Here is an 18623-nt window from a genome sequence, read left to right on the forward strand (position 1 = left end):
CAATAGACAGATCAGCAGAGGAGTTCCAGCTATGGCTGAGCAGCGTAAGACTAATGGCCTGGACACCCCACTGGCAGCACGACAACGATTCTGGCCTCGTTTCTCCCCCAACCCGGACCTGTTTGGCTCGGCCACGGAGAAGTTTGCCCGTTTCATGGGTACCCCGCAATTCCTGCTGTACATGACGGTGTTCTGTGCGTTCTGGCTGATCTGGAATTCCGTGGCCCCCCAAGGCTGGCGTTTTGATGATGCCACCATTGGTTTCACCGCCCTGACGCTGATGCTCTCGCTCCAGGCTTCCTACGCTGCGCCATTGCTGCTGCTGGCGCAGAACCGCCAGGATGACCGTGACCGTGTCTCGCTGTCTGAGGACCGCGCCCGCGCCGAGCGCAATCTCTACGACACCGAATATCTGACGCGGGAATTGGCTTCGCTGCGTTTGGCCCTGCGTGATGTGGCGACTCGCGACTATGTCCGCTCCGAATTGCGCAATGTGCTCGAAGAGCTGCTGGAGACCGCAGACGGCGAAGAGCTGAATCTTCGCGCCAAGAAAAAGAACAGCGGCAAGAACTCATCCCCGCAGACCGGAATCATCGAAACGGTTGCACCCCAGCAGCGGAAGAATACCAGCAAGTGAGCAATTCCGAAGTACTGCTTGAAGCACTGAGAACTGTCAACGATCCCGAGCTTCGCCGCCCCATCACCGAGCTGGATATGGTGCAATCCGCCCAGCTCGATGGCCAGAAGGCGCGAGTGACGATCTTGTTGACCATTGCTGGCTGCCCCATGCGCTCGACCATTGAAGCGGAGGTCACCGCTGCTTTGCTGGGTGTTGCCGAAGTAGAAGATGTCGATGTCACCCTTGGCGTGATGGATCCCCAGCAGCGGGCCGCATTGCGCGAGCGGCTAGCCAGCCGGCGCACGCCGTTCTCCGATCCGCAGTCCCTGACGCGTGTTATCGCGGTGGCCAGCGGCAAGGGCGGGGTGGGCAAGTCCTCGATCACCGCGAACCTCGCCGCGCATCTTGCCTCGCAAGGGCTGAAGGTCGGCCTGATTGATGCCGATGTGCACGGCTTTTCCATCCCGTCGCTGATGGGCATTACGCAGAATCCCACACGCATGGACGATATGATCCTGCCACCGGTGGCGCATGGCGTGAAGGTCATTTCCATTGGCATGTTCCTGGATTCGAATCAGCCGGTCATTTGGCGCGGGCCGATGCTGCACCGTGCCTTGGAGCAGTTTTTGTCCGATGTCTACTTTGGCGATCTGGACTACCTGTTCCTTGATCTGCCCCCAGGCACCGGAGACATGGCCATCTCGGTATCCCAGCTTTTGCCGAACAGCGAACTTCTGGTGATCACCACCCCGCAGTCCACCGCAACCGAGGTGGCCGAGCGTGCGGGAACGATTGCGCTGCAAACCGATCAGAAGGTCCTCGGCGTGGTGGAAAATATGAGTTTCCTGCAATTGCCCGATGGCACGCGCATGGAGGTCTTCGGTTCCGGCGGCGGAGAGAACCTCAGCGAATCATTGACCCGCCAACTGGGGTATGAGGTCAACTTGTTATCCCAGATCCCGTTGGAAGAATCCGTGCGCGTTGGTTCGGACCAGGGCACTCCGGTGGTTCTTGGCGCCGCGCAGTCGCCAGCAGCCCTGGCACTGCAGGAATTGGCGGAGAAACTAGTACAGCGACCGCGCGGACTAGCCGGGCGATCGCTGCCAATGTCGTTCTAAGCCTGTTGTTCTAGGTAGCTTCGGAATCAAAAGGAGCGGCTTCATTGGCCGCGAGCGGTGGCTGCTTCTGGGTTTCTGTAGCAATCGCCGTGCGGACCGGAGCCGCCGCGGCATTCGGAGCGCTCTTGGCAGCATTGATGGCATCATCAAATTCGTCGACCAGCGCTTCCTTGATGATGCGGCGTGGATCGTACTGCCGGGGATCGAGTTTTCGCCAGTCGATGTCGGCGACTTCATCGCCGACCTCGTCGCGCAACTGCTCCTTGGCCCCATTAGCCATGCGCCGCACTTCTTTGACGAGGTTGGCTAGCTTTTTGGCGTATTCAGGCAGCTTTTCGGGGCCGAGTATGACGACCGCGAGCACCGCGAGAACAATGAACTCGCTACCGTTAATTCCAAAAAGATCCACGTAAAAAGATTACCCTGTCCCAAGCGAACTCACGAAGTCACCGCGCCACAATGCCGGCCCGGGCATCGCTGATTACCTGTTAATTGGCGGCCCGCAGCCCCAGAGGAATTCGCGGCAACGACATGGTTTTCGCCGGGCGATTGGCCGGATTGCGGTGCGCGAGGGCATCACGAAGCATGGCGCGGCCTCGGTGGATTCGCGACCGAACCGTTCCGAGCTTCACATTGAGGATCCGGGAAACTTCCTCATAGGAGAAACCTTCCATATCGCACAATACAATGGCGGCACGGAACTCCGGAGACAATGCCCGCAGGGCTTCTTGCACGTCCACATCCAAGTTGTTGAATTCGAAGTAGCGCTCGGGGGTGATCACGTTGCCCGGCAGGCGCTCTTCAGCTCCATCGGCAAATCCATCAAAGCGGATCTTGCTCTTGCGTCGAGCCTGGTCCAGGAAGAGGTTGGTGGTGATGCGATGCAGCCAGCCGCCCATGGTTCCAGGAGTGTAGCCGTCCAGGGCTTTGAAGGCGCGAACGAATGCTTCTTGGGAGAGATCCTCCGCGTCGTGGCGGTTGCCAGTTAAGCGGTAAGCCAGCCTGAATACCTGTTCGCCGTGCTCATGGACCATTTGCTCCCATGTCGGCGTCGTGGTTTCTGGGGCCGCAACGGCCGAAACTGATTCACTTGGTACATTGTTCACTTTTCAAGTATGAGTTCGGAAGCTGAGCTGAAGCTAAGAATCCCCTACGGGTGAACTATCAAGTTGAACAATTTCGCTTCTCGCGCTGGGTACGATTGATACTGGCCGTCAACTGACAACGTTATTGAGGATCCCTGCCCATGCCTTCGATGAATCCAGAACTCTTCGCGAGCTGGACCTACACCCAGAACCACATCAGCGAGCCCGAGCATGTTGCCCCGGTACGCGAACGTGCGGAGGACCTGGGCGTACGATGCATCGATCCAGCCGGCCGGTCCATGCTGCAGCTGCTGTGCACCTTGCGCCGCCCGCGCAACGCGGTAGAAATCGGCTCGGGAGTCGGTGTTGCTTCCCTGGCCATGCTGGAAGCCGTTGGCCCCTCACTGACCTTGACAGCAATCGAATCCGACCTGGAACATGCCAACGCCATGCGCCAGGGGTTGCGCGAGTCCGGAATTCCTTCGGCCCGCGCCAGGATCATCACCGAACGCGCCGAAAACGTGCTCTCGCGCCTGGCTGATCACGCCTATGACCTGGTGCTGATCGATGCCGGCGCTGACCTGCTGCTGGAATATGTTGCCGAAGCCAAGCGCCTTGTGGGCGTTGGCGGAGTGATTATCGTGAACAATGCCTTTGACGAGCACCGCTTGGCCAAACCGGCCGTGCGAAAGACATCCACCGTCATGACCCGTGATGCGTTGCGGATGCTGCGCGAGGACCCGCGACTGCAGACCCACCTGTTCCCCACCGAGCAAGGATTATTCGTAGCCGCTGTCTTGCCGCCGGCAGCTCCAAAGCCTAGGTAGGCAGGCAAAAAGGACCGACGTGGTTGTCGGTCCTTTATTACTATCGCGTGGTGCGATCAAGCTGAATCAGTCGGTGACCTTTAGAAGGCAGTCGCGCAGTTCGGTCGCTTCAGCGTCATTCAACTCGACGACCAGCCGTCCACCGCCGTCGATTGGCAGGCGCAGGATCAGGCTCCGGCCCTCTTTAACGACTTCCATTGGCCCATCACCAGTACGTGGCTTCATAGCAGCCATTAAGCTGTTCCCTTCGTCTGTGGCTAACGCGCGCAACAATTTTTGCGTTACGCACAACCGAATGCCTTGTCCAACATCTGCCCAGATTCCCGGCTGAGTTGGGACTCTTATCTTCTATTATTACTAATTTTCTCTCGTGTCGCTAATCACACGCCGTGACTCCAGGTCACGAATAGTATTTTCCAGAGTCGTGATTTCGGCTGCAAGCAGGTCCAGCACGTCATCAACCTGATCGCAGCGGTAACCTCGCAGCCCCAGGGAAAAACGCACTTTGTCGATATGTTCTGCGCGCGGATTCTCAGGGAGCAATACTGGCGGCAAAGACGCCTGGTGCTCCACCAATCCGACGATCGGCTCGTGAGGCGACTCGAAGTGCCGGCCCACGCCCAGTTTTTTGCGCTGCCCAGAGAGCAGCAACGCGACGGCCCCCACCAGGAGCAGCGCGATCAAGATCAGCAAGAATGGCATCGGCTTCCCCTACACCGCTTGTTCCGGGGCAGGCTGCTTATCGGCCATGCCCAGGACCAGGTCCACGGCTTCATCCGGATCATCGGTCACCGTAAACAAGTTCAAGTCCTTCGCAGAGATGGCCCGTTCCGCGGCGACGGTATTGGTCAGCCAGTCCACCAGCCCGCCCCAGTAGGATTTGCCGACAAGGACAATTGGGAAGCTCGTGATCTTCTGGGTTTGCACCAAGGTCAAGGCCTCGAAAAGCTCATCCAGCGTGCCAAAGCCGCCAGGAAGAACGATGAAGCCTTGCGAGTACTTGACGAACATGGTCTTGCGGACGAAGAAGTACCGGAAGTTCAAGCCCTTGTTCACGGACGCATTCAATCCGGTTTCGAAAGGCAGCTCAATGCCCAGCCCCACCGAAATGCCGTCATTCTCGGCCGCGCCCTTGTTGGCGGCTTCCATGGCGCCTGGCCCGCCACCGGTGATGGTGGTGATTCCGGCTTCAGCCAAACGGCTTCCGATGCGGTGGGCCATCTGGTAGTACGGGCTTTGCGGATCAGTCCGAGCAGATCCGAACACCGCAATCGCCGGGCCGGTGCCCGCAAGAGTGCCAAACCCGTTGACGAATTCAGATTGGATCCGCAGGACACGCCACACGTCGGTGTGGGTCACGTCTTCCTGCGGGCTCTCCAATAAGTAGTGGTCGAGCTGGTCTTCTGGACGCTTGCCTGGCCAATTCGCTTCGACGTGACGTTGCCCCGCACGAGCGTTCTCTTCGCTCTTTCGCTGATGAACCATAACTTCACTCTATCTGTAATTTCACTCCGAGCCGGACTGTGTCGCGACACCATTAAAGTGACAGTTATGTAACAACTAAGTGTGACTTATTCGAAGTAGCGCGTAGCAAGCGTCACATCAAGTAATGTCTATTGCATGAACAGCGATCATCAGGCTCAGGCTTCTACAGCTGGCCCCATCGTCCAACTGACTGGGGTCAATAAGCACTACGGTGCCCTGCATGTACTCAACAACATCAACCTCGAAGTCACCAAGGGCGAGGTAGTTGTGATCTTGGGTCCGTCGGGCTCGGGCAAGTCCACCTTGTGCCGTGCCATCAACCGACTGGAAACCATCGACGAGGGCACCATCAAGATTGACGGCAATACGCTTCCATCTGAAGGCAAGGCACTTGCCAAGTTGCGCGCCGACGTTGGAATGGTCTTCCAGTCCTTCAACCTCTTCGCGCACAAGTCCATTCTGGAGAACGTGACCCTCGGTCCGATCCGGGTCAAGGGCATGAAGAAGCCAAAGGCCAAGGAATTGGCAATGCAGCTTCTTGAACGAGTCGGAGTGGCGAACCAGGCCGACAAGCTTCCCGCCCAGCTTTCTGGCGGACAGCAGCAGCGTGTGGCCATCGCGCGAGCCCTGGCCATGAAACCCAAGGTCATGCTCTTTGACGAGCCCACCAGCGCGCTGGATCCGGAAATGATCAACGAGGTGCTCGACACCATGGTGGGGCTGGCCAAGGAAGGCATGACCATGCTTGTGGTCACCCACGAGATGGGCTTCGCACGCAAGGCCGCGGACCGCGTGATCTTCATGGCCGACGGGCAAATCGTTGAACAAGCCACTCCGGAAGAATTCTTCACCAATCCGCAATCTGACCGTGCCAAGGACTTCCTCGGCAAGCTCATTACCAACCACTGATTTCATCACCCCGCATCCAACAGGAGGAAACATGCGTAAAACTCGTTTTGGCACCATCGCAGCAATGGCAGCTATCGGGGCAATGGCCCTGACATCATGTGGCGGCTCGGGCAACGAGGCTGACGGCGACAAGATCCGCATCGGCATCAAGTTCGACCAGCCAGGTCTGGGATTCAAGGACGGCGACAACTACACCGGCTTCGATGTGGACGTCGCAAAGTACGTAGCCAACGAGCTGGGCTACCCCGAAGACAAGATCGAATTCGTTTCGGCTCCTTCGGCCAACCGCGAGACCATGCTGCAAAACAACCAGGTCGACATGATCTTCGCAACCTATTCGATCACCGATGAGCGCAACAAGGTCATCGACTTCGCTGGCCCGTACTTTGTCGCTGGCCAGGATCTGCTGGTTGCTTCCGATTCCGACATTGATGGCCCAGAAGCCTTGAACGGCAAGAACCTGTGCTCGGTAACCGGTTCTACCTCGGCCCAGAAGGTCAAGGACAACTACGCTGAGGGAACGAATCTGCAGGAGCTCCCGGGCTACGCAGAGTGCGTCACCCAGATGAGCGGCGGCACCATCGACGCGGTCACCACCGATGACATCATCCTCGCCGGTTTGGCAGCCCAGCCTGCATACAAGGGCAAGTTCAAGGTTGTAGGCAAGCCATTCAGCGAAGAGAATTATGGCGTCGGCCTGCCAGACGGCACCGACAAGTGCAAGGCCATCAACGAAGCGATCACCAAGATGATCGACTCCGGCGATTGGCAGAAGGCGTTGGACAAGAACACCGAGGGCACCGGATACACGCCGAACTCGAAGACCAACCCGCCAAAACTCGCAGATACCTGCGCCTAGCATTTCCTGATGCCGTGGGGGTCAAGGACTGTCCTTGACCCCCGCAGCATTATTGCCTTCTCATTTGAGCAACTTTTTCGCTCATCGTTCCCCTAGCCGCTTGGCCCTCACCATGGCCACCGAGACAGAGGCTTGCAGTGGAGAATTATTTATCCATATTCACTGAGTACGACATCCCAGGGGCATTCTGGGTCAATATCCAACTAACTTTCTGGGCGGCCATCGGCGCGCTGGTGCTGGGCACAATTCTTGCGCTGCTTCGCATCTCCCCAGTGGCCAGCTTCCAGGCCATCGGCACGAGCTACGTTAACCTGGTTCGAAATACGCCACTGACCATCATCATCCTGTTCGCCGTTCTGGCCCTCTACGGCCAGCTTGGTTTCACCCTTGGCGGAGATTTCCACGCGAACTTCTTCCGGCTGTCGGTTTTGGGCCTTGCGGTGTATCACGCGGCATTCGTCTGCGAAGCCATCCGATCGGGTGTCAATACCGTTCCGCTGGGACAAGCCGAGGCGGCACGAGCGATCGGGCTGGGCTTCTTGCCCGCGGCCCGGCTCGTGATTTTGCCCCAGGCGTTTCGCGGCGCAATCGTCCCGCTGGGTAATACGCTGATCGCCTTGATCAAGAACTCCACCGTTGCTGCTGTTGGTTCGGTAGCCACCGAATCCTCGTCGGTGATGAAGACGATGATCGAGTTCCGCTCCGATATCGTCATTCCGATCTTCTTGACCTTTGCCATTGGCTTCGTGATTATTGTGATCCCCGTGGGACTGTTGACCACGTGGCTGTCCAAGAAACTGGCGGTGGCACGATGAGCGCTTCAATTCTTTTTGATACCCCGGGGCCCAAGGCCCGTCGCCGTATTCTCATTATCAATATCGTCGGCGCACTGATTGCCCTGGGCATCGTAGCGTGGATTTTCCTTGGCCTCGCAGCCAAGGGTCAGATGCAGCCGGAGCAGTGGGATGACTTCATCCAAGGAAGCACCTGGAAGAACTATTTGCTTCCCGGCCTGTTGAACACCGTCAAGGCGGCAATCCTGGGAATCATCGGCTCGGTGGTTTTTGGCTTGGTCTTCGGTGTGGGACGCCTCTCGCAGAACAAGCTGGTCAACGGATTCTGCACGGTCATCGTGGAATTCTTCCGCGCCGTCCCAGTGCTGCTGATGATCGTGTTCTTCAACGTGTTCTTCTCGCGCTCCCTTGAGCTGCCAGGAAATACCGCGTTGTGGGCAGTTGTTGCCGCTTTGGTGTTCTACAACGGTTCCGTTGTTGCCGAGCTGGTTCGTTCTGGTGTCCACAACCTGCCTAAGGGACAACGGGAAGCTGGTATCGCCATCGGCCTGACTCGTGGCATGTCCTTGCGGCATATCGAAATCCCGCAGGCGCTTGTGGCGATGCTGCCGGCTTTGATTGGCCAGTTCGTCGTGATCTTGAAGGACTCGGCGCTGGGCTACATCATCAGCTTCAACGAGCTCTTGTTCTTCGCGAGAACCTATTCCTCGCCTAACGGCAACGTCTTGCAGGCTTTGATTGTCACTGCGGTCATCTTCATCTTGATCAACTTCACCTTGAGCAAAATCGCAGAATTGACCTCCAAGCGGTTGAGCAGCCGAGTCAAGAAAGACAAGAATGCTCCAGCAGTAGTCGGTACCACTGCCGTGACCTTTGCCGAGACCGGCCCACAAGATGGTCCCAAGGACCATTAGCCTGTAGAACGGCCTCCATCTGGCCAGCAGCGACAAAAGCGCTCCTTGCATCGTGCAAGGAGCGCTTTTGGTTTTATTGCCCTGATCTTCTCGCCGAGGCTAGCTCAGCCATGCACGCAAGGAGTTCAGGCACGTACGGATATCGTCCTGCGCGACATGCTCGTCATCGCTGTGGGCCAACAATGCGTCGCCAGGACCAAAGTTCACCGCAGAAACGCCAAGGGCCGAGAAGCGGGACACATCGGTCCAGCCGTATTTGGGCTTGGGCTCTTGGCCAAGAATCTTGATGAGGTCAGCTGCGATCTCCTGGTCCAAACCAGGCTTGGCCCCTTCGGCGCCATCGGTTCGCTCGATTTCAAAGCCATCAAAGAGTTCGAAGACGAGGGCTTGTGCTTCAGCCAGCGTCTTGTCCGGAGCAAAACGATAGTTGATTTCGACTTCGCAGTAGTCCGGGATGACGTTTCCGGCGATTCCACCGTTGATGCGCACCGCGTTCATTCCTTCGCGGTAGTCCAGGCCCTCCACGGTAATGGTCTGGGGCTCGTAGTCGGAGAGCCGCTGGAGGATCGGCGCGGCGTCATGGATGGCGTTATGGCCCATCCAGGCGCGTCCTGAGTGCGCTGCCTTGCCCCGGGTGCGAATCACGAATCGGCTAGTGCCATTGCAGCCACCCTCAACCGTTCCGTTGGTTGGCTCAAGCAGGATGGCAAAATCGGCTTCGAGCAGTTCCGGGCTGTTCTTCGCCAAACGTCCCAGACCGGACTTGGCCGCTTCCACTTCCTCGTGGTCATAGAAGACGTAGGTGACATCGTATTTGGCATCGGTCAGCTCGGCAGCCAGGGCCAGCTGCACCGCGACCCCGCCCTTCATGTCGGTCGCCCCGCGTCCATAGAGCACGCCGTCGATCACCTGGGCCGGGACGGTGCCCTTGGCGCCTTGCGTGCGCGGCAATGGAACGGTGTCCAGATGGCCCGCGAGCACGACTCTGCGTTCGCGGCCGAAATTGGTGCGGGCAACGATGGCATCCTGATCGCGATGAACCTGCAGGTGCTCCAGCTTCAGCAAGGCCTGATGCACCTGATCAGCAATTTCTTGTTCATTCCCGGAAACAGATTCAATGTTCATGATCTGTTCGGTCAGCACTGCGACGTCCTGTAGCAGGTCCAATTCGTTCACGGTATTCATCGTCCTACGTCTCTAGCTTCACTAGCCTGTCATCTATCAACGTTACCCGGCGTTTCGAGGATACGATCAGTGTATGACTTCAGAATCTGTGACTTCATCCAGTGACTCAACCGTCCGCTTGGCCTCCGGTCATGGTCTTGCCACGATTGCCGCGGATGGAACCGTCCTCGACGTTTGGTACCCAGCCCCTGTCCTTGGCGAGCTTTCGTCGGCAGACGAGCTTTCCGGCGAGCTAGCGGCAGCTGCCCAAGACGATGCTGCCCGCGGCACCACCCAGAAGGTGGTCTCGCTGACCATCGATCTTGACGTAGCACCGGCTGACACCGCTGATGTGTGGCTGCGATTGCATCTGCTATCCCACCGATTGGCGCAGCCGAACACCATCAATCTTGACGGCATCTTCGGCCACTTGGCCAACGTGGTTTGGACCAACTTCGGCCCGTGCCAGGTTGATGGCTTCGAGGTAACCCGCCTGAAGCTGCGTGCCCGCGGCGCGGTCACCGTATATGGCGTGGACAAGTTCCCGCGCATGGTCGATTACGTCGTTCCGACCGGCGTCCGTATTGCTGATGCTGACCGCGTTCGCCTGGGCGCGCACCTTGCCGAAGGTACCACCGTCATGCACGAAGGCTTCGTGAACTTCAATGCTGGCACCCTGGGCACCTCAATGGTCGAGGGCCGCATCTCGGCTTCGGTGGTTGTGGGCGACGGTTCCGATGTCGGAGGCGGCGCCTCGATCATGGGTACGCTTTCCGGCGGCGGACGCGAGCGCATCGTCATTGGCGAGCGTGTCCTGCTGGGCGCCAACGCTGGTGTTGGCATTTCGGTGGGTGATGACTCGGTGGTCGAAGCCGGGCTCTACGTGACCGCTGGCACACGGGTGCTTTTGGGCGAGAAGCAGGTCAAGGCCCTGGAACTGTCCGGAGTTTCGAACCTGTTGTTCCGCCGTAACTCGATTTCTGGCGCGGTCGAGGCTTTGCCTCGCGCCGGCCAGACCGTGGAGCTGAACAGCGCACTGCACGCCAACTAATGACGTTTAGGGGCTCGCTGGATATTGGAGATATTCAGCGAGCCCCGATTTCTTTTAAGCTCCCGGGAAAATGATGGTGACCATGGGCTGGATGAAGCCGTGGAACGCCTTGGAATCCTGCAGCAAGGATGTACTGGCGACAATCGTCGCTCGGCCGGTGAGCCAGGCACGTGGCTCGTCCAGGGGCATGTCAATAAGCTGGATCTGCTGCTGGGGTGCTGTCGTATCGTGATCTACCCCGTGATCCAACAGGATCCTCTCTAATTCATCGAGGCGCAGCGGCACGTAGTTTATGCTCTTTTCGACAAACTCCTCGGCATGCTGCTGCGCAAACAGCGTTGCCTGGCCGTAATGTGCTTTAGCCAGCTTGGCAAGTGCCGGATAGCCTTCATGGTCCAGCTGCTCGTGCAGTGTCTGCTCAGGAGTGTTCTCGGCCGCGGTCTCCCCCGAGGTCAAAGCTCCCCACCAGGCGCTCCACTCTTGCTTGAACTGCCCATGTGCGGCGTCAGTGCCATGGCGGTTCTTGATCACTGAGTTCAAGCGACAGTTGGGCCCGGCTTCGGCTGGATCCACCCCGCCGAGCTCACGTAAGTACAAGGCCATCAACATCGTCTGATTGGTTTTTACCGCCAAAGACCAATTGTTTCCACGACGAAAGTACATGCATACCACCTGACTTTTAGGCATACCCCCGCAGTCTTAGACTCACAGGATACTCCCGTCCCCGCGCTTAAAACAGACAAGGAGCCATCCACCATTTGAATGGTGGAAAGCTCCTTGTCAGTGAACGCTACTTGCCCTGTGGCTTAGAGGCCTGGGTAGTTGCGAGCGGTCTCACCCATGTACAACTGGCGTGGGCGGCCGATCTTCAGTTCAGGATCCTTAATCATTTCACGCCACTGCGCGATCCAGCCTGGCAGGCGTCCGATAGCGAACAGCACGGTGAACATCTTCTCCGGGAAGCCCATGGCGGTGTAGATCAGGCCGGTGTAGAAGTCCACGTTCGGGTAGAGCTTGCGCGAGATGAAGTACTCATCGTTCAGCGCAGTTTCTTCCAGCTTCATCGCGATCTCAAGCAGCTCGTTCTTGCCCTGCTTGGCCAGCAGGTCGTGAGCGGTCTTCTTGATGATCTTGGCGCGTGGATCGTAGTTCTTGTACACGCGGTGGCCGAAGCCCATCAGGCGTACGCCGTCTTCCTTGTTCTTGACCTTCTGCATGAAGTCTTCCGGGGAGATTCCGGAGGACTGGATCTCGCGCAGCATCTTCAGCACAGCCTCGTTGGCGCCGCCGTGGGCTGGGCCGGACAGGGCGTGGATGCCTGCAGAAACCGATGCGAACATGTTGGCTTCGGAAGAACCAACCAGGCGCACCGTGGAAGTCGAGCAGTTCTGCTCGTGGTCTGCATGCAGGATCAGCAGCAGGTCAAGGGCCTTGACCACATCTGGATCCAGCAGGTATGGCTCGGCAGCGGTGCCGAAGCACAGGCGCAGGAAGTTCTCGACCATGTTCATCGAGTTGTCCGGGTACAGCAGAGCCTGGCCGATGGACTTCTTGTGGGCATAGGCAGCCAGCACTGGCAGCTTTGCCAGCAGGCGCAGGGTGGAGCGTTCCACCTGCTCGTCGTCCTTTGGATCCAGGGAGTCCTGGTACCAGGTGGACAGTGCCGAAACTGCGGAAGACAGAACCGGCATTGGGTGCGCATCGCGCGGGAAGCCGCCGAAGAAGCCCTTGAGCTCTTCGTGCAGCAGGGTGTGGCGGCGCAGCGAGTTGTCGAATTCTGCGAGCTGGTCTGCGGTAGGCAGTTCGCCGTAGATCAGCAGGTAGGTGACCTCGATGAAGCTGGACTTCTCGGCCAGCTGCTCGATGGGGTATCCGCGGTAGCGCAGGATGCCGGCATCGCCGTCGATGTAGGTGATCGCGGATTTGGTGGCCGCGGTGTTCATGAAGCCAGGATCGTAGGTCACGTTCCCAGTGGTCTTCAAAAGTGGGGCTACGCTGAATCCGTCGTTGCCCTCAGCAGCCGGGATAACCGGAAGCTCAAGATTGGATTCTCCAAAGTGTAGCTGTGCAGATGTAGTATCTGTCATTGCTTCTCCTAACCGGAAAGCGTGTAGTTCCGAAAGGTCAGTCGTCACCGTAGAACATACCGCGATTTGACCCTATCCCGCTAATCAGGCTGTCATCTTCACCGGTTGGCGGAAGAATTCAGCCGTTCAACGGCGGCCGCGATCCGTTCATCGGAGGCGGTCAATGCCACGCGGACGTGGCGTTCTCCAGCGGTTCCATAAAAAGCACCCGGGCCGGCAACGATTCCCAGCTCCGCAAGGGCGCCGATGGTCTCGAAGCTTGGCCGACCCTGGGTGCACCACAGGTACAAGCCGGCCACCGAATCTTCAATTCTGAGGCCGAAGTTTTCGAGGGCGGGACGCAAAGCGTCGCGTCGCGCCCGGTACAGTTCGCGCTGCTTGGCTACGTGCTGGTCGTCGTTCAGCGCCACCGCCATGGCGTGCTGGATGGGTCCCGGCACGATCATTCCGGCGTGCTTGCGGCTGTTGACCAGCGTTGGCATGAGGTTTGGCGCTCCGGCAACAAATGCCGCGCGGTAGCCTGCGAGGTTCGATTGCTTGGACAGCGAGTACAAAGCCAGCAGGTTATCGAGATTTCCGCCGTTGACCTCAGGGTCAAGGATGCTCGGCACCTGGCCTTCAAAGTCTTCCCAACCGAGTTCTGCGTAGCACTCGTCGGAGGCCACGACGGCGCCGATATCGCGGGCCCGTTCAACGATTCGCTGCAGCTGCCCAACGCCGGTGACCTTGCCGGTGGGGTTGCCTGGCGAGTTCACCCAGATGAGCTTCACGCGCGAGAGTTCCTCGGTGCCCAGTTCATCAAGGTCATCGGTGGCGATAGGTGTCGCGCCGACAAGTTGGGCGCCAATGTCGTAGGTTGGGTACGCAATTTTTGGACGCACCACGATATCCCCTGCGCCGATTCCCAGGAGCAGCGGCAACCAGGCCACCATTTCCTTTGAGCCCACGGTTGGCATGACGTCGTTGATGCCCAGGCCGGTGACCTGGCGGCGACGTGCGAACCAATCGACAATGGCCTGGCGGACTTCTGCGGTTCCATGCGTGGTGGGATAGCCGTGGGAGTTTGCGCCCTCGGCCAGCGCATCCTGGATGAGCTGCGGGGTGTCATCAACTGGCGTGCCGATGGAAAGGTCCACGACTCCCCCTGGATGCTTCGCTGCCTGCTCGCGGTATGGAGCAAGCTGGTTCCAGGGGTAATCGGGGAGCTCAAGCATAAAAGTAAAACCTAGCCTTGGTTCTGAGGTGGCAAGGCACTGACGAATGGGTGGTCAGTACCGGTGTTACCAATTTTAGCGGCGCCGCCCGGGGAACCAAGTTCATCGAAAAAGTCGACGTTGGCCTTGTAATAGTCGGCCCATTCGTCCGGCACATCATCTTCGTAGTAGATGGCTTCAACGGGGCAGACCGGCTCGCAAGCGCCGCAGTCTACGCATTCATCCGGATGAATGTACAGCGAGCGCTCGCCTTCATAAATACAATCTACCGGGCACTCTTCGACGCACGCCTTGTCTTTCACGTCGACGCACGGCTGAGCGATGATGTAAGTCACGAGGGCCGAGACCTTTCCTTGCACTTGGTGGTTTCAACACGAGCCGGCCGGATTCCTGGATGCTCTTTGAATCCCTTACCAGCTCAAACTACAGTCTAGTCCTGATATCAATACATCAAAGCGCCCGTGGGCCTGCTGTGACGTAACCGACCATTCACATTTCAGCTTCAGAGGGTTTAGATGAATTCTTCTTACGAAAAGATGACGCGCAAGAATGCTTAGTTTTAGTGATATGACTCCCGGTGAACGCCTAGTTGTGCGCTACCGCCTGCCTGTGGAAGCCAGCACGGCAAGCGGGCGCTTTAGCGACGCGTTGGGCGAGTTGCGGGAAGTCACGGCGGATTCGATCAGCGTGCAGACCCGATCGGGTCTTGTGGTCATCCCGCGGGCGTTGATCACCCATGCCAAGCTCGTCCCTCCGGCCCCTCAGCGCCGCCGGCCCCGGACGCCAAGGAACTAGTACCCGGCAAGATCAACGCTTCGCGGCGAACCGCTGTTGCGCGACATGTGATTTGATTCTGCCAATCACTCAACGATTTTCCCGTATGCTGTTTTTATGCCTTCTGACAAACTTGTCCAATCGCGAGCACGTGCACTCAGCTCACCGCTGAGGCTTCGTATCCTGCGCTTGTGCCTCCACGAGTCACGAACGAATAAGGAAATCGCGGACATTCTTGATCTGAATCCGGCCACGTCGCTGCACCATGTCCGGACCTTGGTGAACAACGGCTACCTCGCCCCGGAAGAGGCCCGGCGCGGCAATCGTGGCGCCAAGGAAGTTCCCTACCGGAGCACCAAGCAGTCGTGGGGAACGCGCATCCCAGACGCTGCTCCCATGCTTGTCGATACCTTCCTGCAGGAAATCGAGGGACTGGATCCCCAAGAAATCCAGATCATCCGCGTGGGCCTGAAGCTCAGCGAAGAGTCCCGCCAGGAAATGATGTCGCGGCTGCGTTCGGTTATTGAAGACTACGCGATGCGTGAGCCCGAAGAAGATGGCGTGGCAACCTCGCTCTTCTTGGCCCACCACCTGGACATCACCGGCAATAAGAGCAGCTAGAACTGCAGATTCCAAGATCTTTGCACTTGGCGTTAACCAGCGAAGGCGCACTTCCCAATCGCGGGAAGTGCGCCTTCGGTGTTTAGTCCGGGCGATGCTGTTTGCGAATAGCTCGCAGGGCCAGCACCAGGCCGATGATCGCAGGAATGATCATCCCATACATCCACAGGGCCGAAGCCAGCGCCGGTCCGGGGAGGTATTGGTAGTACTGCATGCCGAGGATCAGCTGGTCATTGCCGACGTAGGATATCAATCCCACGCAGACGTAGCAGCCGATCAGCGCCAGCGCCCCGGACCACAGTTTCCCTGAGGACACCGCAGCCCAGTACACCAGCAGGCCAAGCAGCAGCCAGGCTACTGCGACGCCCCACACCAGCGGCACGTCGTTTCCGGCGTAGCTGATGGAGGCGTGGATAGCAGTGCCGAACAGTCCTGCTACCAAGGCGGCAACAGCTCCGCGCCACAGCGCCGAGAGGTTGCTGCCCTGGTTTTTTCGCTGATTAGGCGCGAGCGCGTGCACGGGTTGCCTTGGCACGGTCATTGGCGTTCAGCAGCACCTTACGGATACGGATAGCTTCCGGGGTAACCTCAACGCACTCGTCTTCGCGAGCGAATTCCAGGGACTCTTCCAGGGTCAGAGTCTGTGGCGGGGTCAGGTTCTCGAAGCTGTCCGAGGAAGCAGCACGCATGTTGGTGAGCTTCTTTTCCTTGGTGATGTTCACGTCCATGTCATCGGCGCGCGAGTTCTCGCCAACGATCATGCCCTCGTAAACCTCTTCGGTTGGCTTCACGAAGAAGCTCATGCGCTCCTGCAGGTTGATCATTGCGAATGGAGTCACAACGCCAGCGCGGTCGGCAACAATCGAACCGTTGATGCGGTATTCGATGGCACCTGCCCATGGCTCGTAGCCTTCAGCCAGCGACGAAGCGATGCCTGCGCCACGGGTTTCGGTCAGGAAGCGGGTACGGAAGCCGATCAGGCCACGTGCAGGAACCATGAATTCCATGCGAACCCAGCCGGTGCCGTGGTTGGCCATGTTGGTCATGCGGCCCTTGCGCGAAGCCATCAGCTGGGTGATGGCACCCAGGTACTCTTCGGGCACGTCAATGATCATGTGCTCCATTGGCTCGTGGACCTTGCCGTCAACCATCTTGGTCACTACCTGTGGCTTGCCAACGGTCAGCTCGAAGCCTTCGCGACGCATCTGCTCAACGAGGATAGCCAGTGCCAATTCGCCACGGCCCTGGACTTCCCAAGCGTCCGGACGCTCGGTAGGCAGGATGTTCAGCGAAACGTTACCGATCAGTTCCTTGTCAAGGCGGTCCTTGACCTGGCGTGCGGTGACCTTGGCGCCCTTGACCTTGCCAGCAAGTGGCGAGGTGTTGATACCGATGGTCATCGAAATTGCTGGTGGATCAACGGTGATCAGTGGCAGCGGCTTTGGGTTCTCCAAGTCGGTGAGGGTTTCACCAATCATGATGTCCTCGATACCGGCCACTGCGACGATCTCGCCTGGTCCAGCTTCTTCAGCTGGAACACGCTGCAGACCCTTGGTAGCCAGAAGCTCGGTGATCTTCACCTGCTTCATGGTGCCGTCCTGGCGGGCCCAGTTAACCTGCTGGCCCTTGCGCAGGGTTCCGTTGATCATGCGCAGCAGGGCCAGACGGCCGAGGAATGGCGATGCGTCAAGGTTGGTGACGTGTGCCTGCAGAACTTCGCCCTCTTCGTAGGTCGGAGCAGGAACGTGCTTGATGATGGTCTCGAACAGCGGCTCGAGATCTTCATTGTCTGGCAAGGTGCCATCAGCTGGCTGGTTCATCGAAGCGTAACCGGCCTTGCCCGATGCGAAGACCACAGGGACATTCAAGATGGCGTCCAGATCCAGGTCTGGAGCTTCATCAGCCAGGTCCGATGCCAGGCCCAGCAGCAGGTCCATGGAGTCCGAGATGACGCCATCGATGCGGGAGTCCGGGCGGTCGGTCTTGTTGACCACGATGATGACTGGCAGGTTGGCGCTCAGGGCCTTGCGCAGCACGAAGCGGGTCTGTGGCAGTGGGCCTTCAGAAGCATCAACGAGCAGAACCACGCCGTCCACCATGGACAGGCCGCGCTCGACCTCGCCACCGAAGTCAGCGTGACCCGGGGTGTCGATGACGTTGATGGTCATGTTCTTGCCGTCAGCAGCTGGGCCGTTGTAGAACACGGTGGTGTTCTTGGCAAGAATGGTGATGCCCTTCTCGCGTTCCAGCTCGCCGGAGTCCATCACGCGATCTTCGGTTTCACCATGGCTGTCGAATGCGCCGGTCTGCTGGAGCATTGCGTTGACCAGGGTGGTCTTGCCGTGGTCAACGTGTGCAACGATGGCTACATTGCGAAGTTCGTCGCGACTAATGGTGTTAGCTGACATGCGTGAAGGCTCACTTCCGCTCGAGGATTTTGGGTCTAAGGAGTCGGGGCCAAAGTCGACCCAACAAACAAGTTTACGCTGTTCCAGCAAATACTCCGGCGCTCTGTGTCAGAACATACAAGAATTTCACGTAAAGTCGCGGAAAATCATGGGGTGGATTGGGTGGAAATCCAGTAGCGCAGGGTCTTGGATCCGTCGGCTGCTTCCAGGTAGGGAACCTGCGAGTCTGGAACTCCCCCGCACTTTAGTATCGTCGCGATGGAACCGAGATTCGTGCCCTCGCAGGTAACCAGCGCGCTCGACACGCCCGCCTCCTGGACTTCGCGCAGGCCAAACTGGCAAAGCGCAGTTGCCAACCCACGGCGGCGGTGCTCGGAAAGAACTCCGTAGCCGATGTGCCCGCCATTTTGAAGCAAGAAATCGTTAAGCTCGTATCTCACCGAGACACGCCCTACCAGTTCGCCGTCATCGAAAGCGCCAAAGAGCGCCGAGCGCACCCAGCCCTGAGGGATATGCTCGCCGCGGCGTCCTGCGCTCATCCGGTAGGTGTAGTCCTCCCACAGCTCATCAGCAGACCACGTCGGCAAGAATTCGAAATCGTCGTCCAGCATGGCCCAATGGGCGTCGATGGCCTGCTGCTCGTCTTGACTAGCTAGTTCGCGGAATTCGAGTGCGGCTGAAAGGGTCATGAAGC

23 protein-coding genes are annotated in these 18623 nt (G+C 58.5%); 10 read left to right on the plus strand and 13 right to left on the minus strand.

All coding sequences use genetic code 11. The features are described 5' to 3' along the window. Positions 1-31 precede the first annotated feature (31 nt). Together H6F58_RS12925 and H6F58_RS12930 are read left to right on the plus strand one after the other, a co-directional pair. On the plus strand, positions 32-637 hold the full coding sequence (locus H6F58_RS12925) for a DUF1003 domain-containing protein (RefSeq protein WP_060702050.1): 606 nt from the start codon (positions 32-34) through the stop codon (positions 635-637). Continuing rightward, positions 634-1737 (plus strand): Mrp/NBP35 family ATP-binding protein, encoded by a 1104-nt coding sequence (locus H6F58_RS12930; protein WP_146275506.1) that lies wholly within the window; start codon positions 634-636, stop codon positions 1735-1737. The genes H6F58_RS12925 and H6F58_RS12930 overlap by 4 nt, the downstream gene beginning before the upstream one ends. Positions 1738-1747: 10 nt before the next feature. Here the strand turns inward: H6F58_RS12930 and H6F58_RS12935 are convergent, their stop codons facing one another. Together H6F58_RS12935 and sigE are read right to left on the minus strand one after the other, a co-directional pair. Then, complete coding sequence (locus H6F58_RS12935) at positions 1748-2146, minus strand: sec-independent translocase (protein WP_060702052.1); 399 nt, start codon at positions 2144-2146, stop codon at positions 1748-1750. A gap of 79 nt (positions 2147-2225) precedes the next feature. Further along, the gene (gene sigE / locus H6F58_RS12940) at positions 2226-2843 is read right to left on the minus strand and encodes an RNA polymerase sigma factor SigE (protein WP_060702053.1); all 618 of its coding nucleotides are present in this window, start codon (positions 2841-2843) and stop codon (positions 2226-2228) included. Positions 2844-2983: 140 nt separating this feature from the next. On the opposite strand from sigE, the gene H6F58_RS12945 reads away from it, so the two are divergent. Further along, positions 2984-3649 (plus strand): class I SAM-dependent methyltransferase, encoded by a 666-nt coding sequence (locus H6F58_RS12945; RefSeq protein WP_195181910.1) that lies wholly within the window; start codon positions 2984-2986, stop codon positions 3647-3649. 66 nt (positions 3650-3715) lie between these two features. Here the strand turns inward: H6F58_RS12945 and H6F58_RS12950 are convergent, their stop codons facing one another. The 3 genes from H6F58_RS12950 to H6F58_RS12960 all read right to left on the minus strand — a co-directional run bounded on the left by H6F58_RS12950 (position 3716) and on the right by H6F58_RS12960 (position 5134). Continuing rightward, positions 3716-3883, minus strand: coding sequence for a DUF3117 domain-containing protein (locus tag H6F58_RS12950; protein ID WP_074439749.1), 168 nt, complete (start codon positions 3881-3883; stop codon positions 3716-3718). A gap of 123 nt (positions 3884-4006) precedes the next feature. Next, positions 4007-4351, minus strand: coding sequence for a DivIVA domain-containing protein (locus H6F58_RS12955; protein ID WP_060702055.1), 345 nt, complete (start codon positions 4349-4351; stop codon positions 4007-4009). A gap of 9 nt (positions 4352-4360) precedes the next feature. Next, positions 4361-5134: a TIGR00730 family Rossman fold protein gene (locus H6F58_RS12960; RefSeq protein WP_060702056.1), complete on the minus strand. Its 774-nt coding sequence runs from the start codon at positions 5132-5134 to the stop codon at positions 4361-4363. A 177-nt stretch (positions 5135-5311) separates the two neighbouring features. Between H6F58_RS12960 and H6F58_RS12965 the strand changes: the two genes are divergently transcribed. The 4 genes from H6F58_RS12965 to H6F58_RS12980 all read left to right on the plus strand — a co-directional run bounded on the left by H6F58_RS12965 (position 5312) and on the right by H6F58_RS12980 (position 8610). Continuing rightward, positions 5312-6043, plus strand: a complete 732-nt coding sequence (locus H6F58_RS12965; RefSeq protein ID WP_171919658.1) for an amino acid ABC transporter ATP-binding protein — start codon at positions 5312-5314, stop codon at positions 6041-6043. A 31-nt stretch (positions 6044-6074) separates the two neighbouring features. After that, positions 6075-6902, plus strand: a complete 828-nt coding sequence (locus H6F58_RS12970; RefSeq protein ID WP_195181911.1) for a glutamate ABC transporter substrate-binding protein — start codon at positions 6075-6077, stop codon at positions 6900-6902. Between the two features lie 137 nt (positions 6903-7039). Then, positions 7040-7717 carry an amino acid ABC transporter permease gene (locus H6F58_RS12975; protein ID WP_060702059.1) on the plus strand — a complete coding sequence of 226 codons (678 nt, stop codon included), beginning with the start codon at positions 7040-7042 and terminating at the stop codon, positions 7715-7717. Continuing rightward, positions 7714-8610, plus strand: coding sequence for an amino acid ABC transporter permease (locus H6F58_RS12980; protein ID WP_060702060.1), 897 nt, complete (start codon positions 7714-7716; stop codon positions 8608-8610). Before H6F58_RS12975 ends, H6F58_RS12980 begins: the two co-directional genes overlap by 4 nt. Positions 8611-8709: 99 nt before the next feature. Here the strand turns inward: H6F58_RS12980 and dapE are convergent, their stop codons facing one another. Next, positions 8710-9795, minus strand: a complete 1086-nt coding sequence (dapE, locus tag H6F58_RS12985; RefSeq protein ID WP_060702061.1) for a succinyl-diaminopimelate desuccinylase — start codon at positions 9793-9795, stop codon at positions 8710-8712. 73 nt (positions 9796-9868) lie between these two features. Here dapE and dapD point away from each other — a divergent pair, with 73 nt between their 5' ends. Then, positions 9869-10825 carry a 2,3,4,5-tetrahydropyridine-2,6-dicarboxylate N-succinyltransferase gene (gene dapD / locus H6F58_RS12990; RefSeq protein WP_146275516.1) on the plus strand — a complete coding sequence of 319 codons (957 nt, stop codon included), beginning with the start codon at positions 9869-9871 and terminating at the stop codon, positions 10823-10825. Between the two features lie 54 nt (positions 10826-10879). Here dapD and H6F58_RS12995 read toward each other — a convergent pair whose 3' ends face one another. The 4 genes from H6F58_RS12995 to fdxA all read right to left on the minus strand — a co-directional run bounded on the left by H6F58_RS12995 (position 10880) and on the right by fdxA (position 14461). Then, positions 10880-11428: a hypothetical protein gene (locus H6F58_RS12995; protein WP_146275518.1), complete on the minus strand. Its 549-nt coding sequence runs from the start codon at positions 11426-11428 to the stop codon at positions 10880-10882. 203 nt (positions 11429-11631) lie between these two features. After that, on the minus strand, positions 11632-12912 hold the full coding sequence (locus H6F58_RS13000) for a citrate synthase (protein ID WP_022873974.1): 1281 nt from the start codon (positions 12910-12912) through the stop codon (positions 11632-11634). A gap of 98 nt (positions 12913-13010) precedes the next feature. Further along, positions 13011-14126 carry a succinyldiaminopimelate transaminase gene (dapC, locus tag H6F58_RS13005; RefSeq protein WP_146275520.1) on the minus strand — a complete coding sequence of 372 codons (1116 nt, stop codon included), beginning with the start codon at positions 14124-14126 and terminating at the stop codon, positions 13011-13013. An 11-nt stretch (positions 14127-14137) separates the two neighbouring features. Continuing rightward, complete coding sequence (fdxA, locus tag H6F58_RS13010; protein ID WP_060703425.1) at positions 14138-14461, minus strand: ferredoxin; 324 nt, start codon at positions 14459-14461, stop codon at positions 14138-14140. 232 nt (positions 14462-14693) lie between these two features. Between fdxA and H6F58_RS13015 the strand changes: the two genes are divergently transcribed. Beyond that, positions 14694-14921: a hypothetical protein gene (locus H6F58_RS13015; RefSeq protein ID WP_216660930.1), complete on the plus strand. Its 228-nt coding sequence runs from the start codon at positions 14694-14696 to the stop codon at positions 14919-14921. Between the two features lie 96 nt (positions 14922-15017). After that, on the plus strand, positions 15018-15521 hold the full coding sequence (locus tag H6F58_RS13020; protein ID WP_060702065.1) for a helix-turn-helix domain-containing protein: 504 nt from the start codon (positions 15018-15020) through the stop codon (positions 15519-15521). A gap of 82 nt (positions 15522-15603) precedes the next feature. Here the strand turns inward: H6F58_RS13020 and H6F58_RS13025 are convergent, their stop codons facing one another. The 3 genes from H6F58_RS13025 to H6F58_RS13035 all read right to left on the minus strand — a co-directional run bounded on the left by H6F58_RS13025 (position 15604) and on the right by H6F58_RS13035 (position 18618). Beyond that, positions 15604-16041, minus strand: a complete 438-nt coding sequence (locus H6F58_RS13025; RefSeq protein WP_060702066.1) for a hypothetical protein — start codon at positions 16039-16041, stop codon at positions 15604-15606. After that, positions 16022-17929 carry a translational GTPase TypA gene (gene typA / locus H6F58_RS13030; protein WP_146275524.1) on the minus strand — a complete coding sequence of 636 codons (1908 nt, stop codon included), beginning with the start codon at positions 17927-17929 and terminating at the stop codon, positions 16022-16024. Before typA ends, H6F58_RS13025 begins: the two co-directional genes overlap by 20 nt. Before the next feature lie 146 nt (positions 17930-18075). After that, positions 18076-18618, minus strand: coding sequence for a GNAT family N-acetyltransferase (locus H6F58_RS13035; RefSeq protein ID WP_195181912.1), 543 nt, complete (start codon positions 18616-18618; stop codon positions 18076-18078). Between the last annotated feature and the right edge of the window lie 5 nt (positions 18619-18623).

The sequence above is a fragment of the Glutamicibacter sp. FBE19 genome, assembly GCF_015524875.1.
GTDB lineage: Bacteria > Actinomycetota > Actinomycetes > Actinomycetales > Micrococcaceae > Glutamicibacter > Glutamicibacter halophytocola.

Bases quoted from the DNA above. Each gene is read 5' to 3' on its own strand.
- H6F58_RS12960 (WP_060702056.1), bottom strand. From the start codon at position 5,134: ATGGTTCATCAGCGAAAGAGCGAAGAGAACGCTCGTGCGGGGCAACGT.
- H6F58_RS12970 (WP_195181911.1), top strand. From the start codon at position 6,075: ATGCGTAAAACTCGTTTTGGCACCATCGCAGCAATGGCAGCTATCGGG.
- typA (WP_146275524.1), bottom strand. From the start codon at position 17,929: ATGTCAGCTAACACCATTAGTCGCGACGAACTTCGCAATGTAGCCATC.
- H6F58_RS13020 (WP_060702065.1), top strand. From the start codon at position 15,018: ATGCCTTCTGACAAACTTGTCCAATCGCGAGCACGTGCACTCAGCTCA.
- H6F58_RS13035 (WP_195181912.1), bottom strand. From the start codon at position 18,618: ATGACCCTTTCAGCCGCACTCGAATTCCGCGAACTAGCTAGTCAAGAC.
- dapE (WP_060702061.1), bottom strand. From the start codon at position 9,795: ATGAATACCGTGAACGAATTGGACCTGCTACAGGACGTCGCAGTGCTG.
- H6F58_RS12945 (WP_195181910.1), top strand. From the start codon at position 2,984: ATGCCTTCGATGAATCCAGAACTCTTCGCGAGCTGGACCTACACCCAG.
- H6F58_RS13015 (WP_216660930.1), top strand. From the start codon at position 14,694: ATGACTCCCGGTGAACGCCTAGTTGTGCGCTACCGCCTGCCTGTGGAA.
- H6F58_RS12950 (WP_074439749.1), bottom strand. From the start codon at position 3,883: ATGGCTGCTATGAAGCCACGTACTGGTGATGGGCCAATGGAAGTCGTT.
- dapC (WP_146275520.1), bottom strand. From the start codon at position 14,126: ATGCTTGAGCTCCCCGATTACCCCTGGAACCAGCTTGCTCCATACCGC.
- H6F58_RS13000 (WP_022873974.1), bottom strand. From the start codon at position 12,912: ATGACAGATACTACATCTGCACAGCTACACTTTGGAGAATCCAATCTT.
- H6F58_RS12955 (WP_060702055.1), bottom strand. From the start codon at position 4,351: ATGCCATTCTTGCTGATCTTGATCGCGCTGCTCCTGGTGGGGGCCGTC.
- H6F58_RS12980 (WP_060702060.1), top strand. From the start codon at position 7,714: ATGAGCGCTTCAATTCTTTTTGATACCCCGGGGCCCAAGGCCCGTCGC.
- H6F58_RS12995 (WP_146275518.1), bottom strand. From the start codon at position 11,428: ATGGCCTTGTACTTACGTGAGCTCGGCGGGGTGGATCCAGCCGAAGCC.
- H6F58_RS12925 (WP_060702050.1), top strand. From the start codon at position 32: ATGGCTGAGCAGCGTAAGACTAATGGCCTGGACACCCCACTGGCAGCA.
- dapD (WP_146275516.1), top strand. From the start codon at position 9,869: ATGACTTCAGAATCTGTGACTTCATCCAGTGACTCAACCGTCCGCTTG.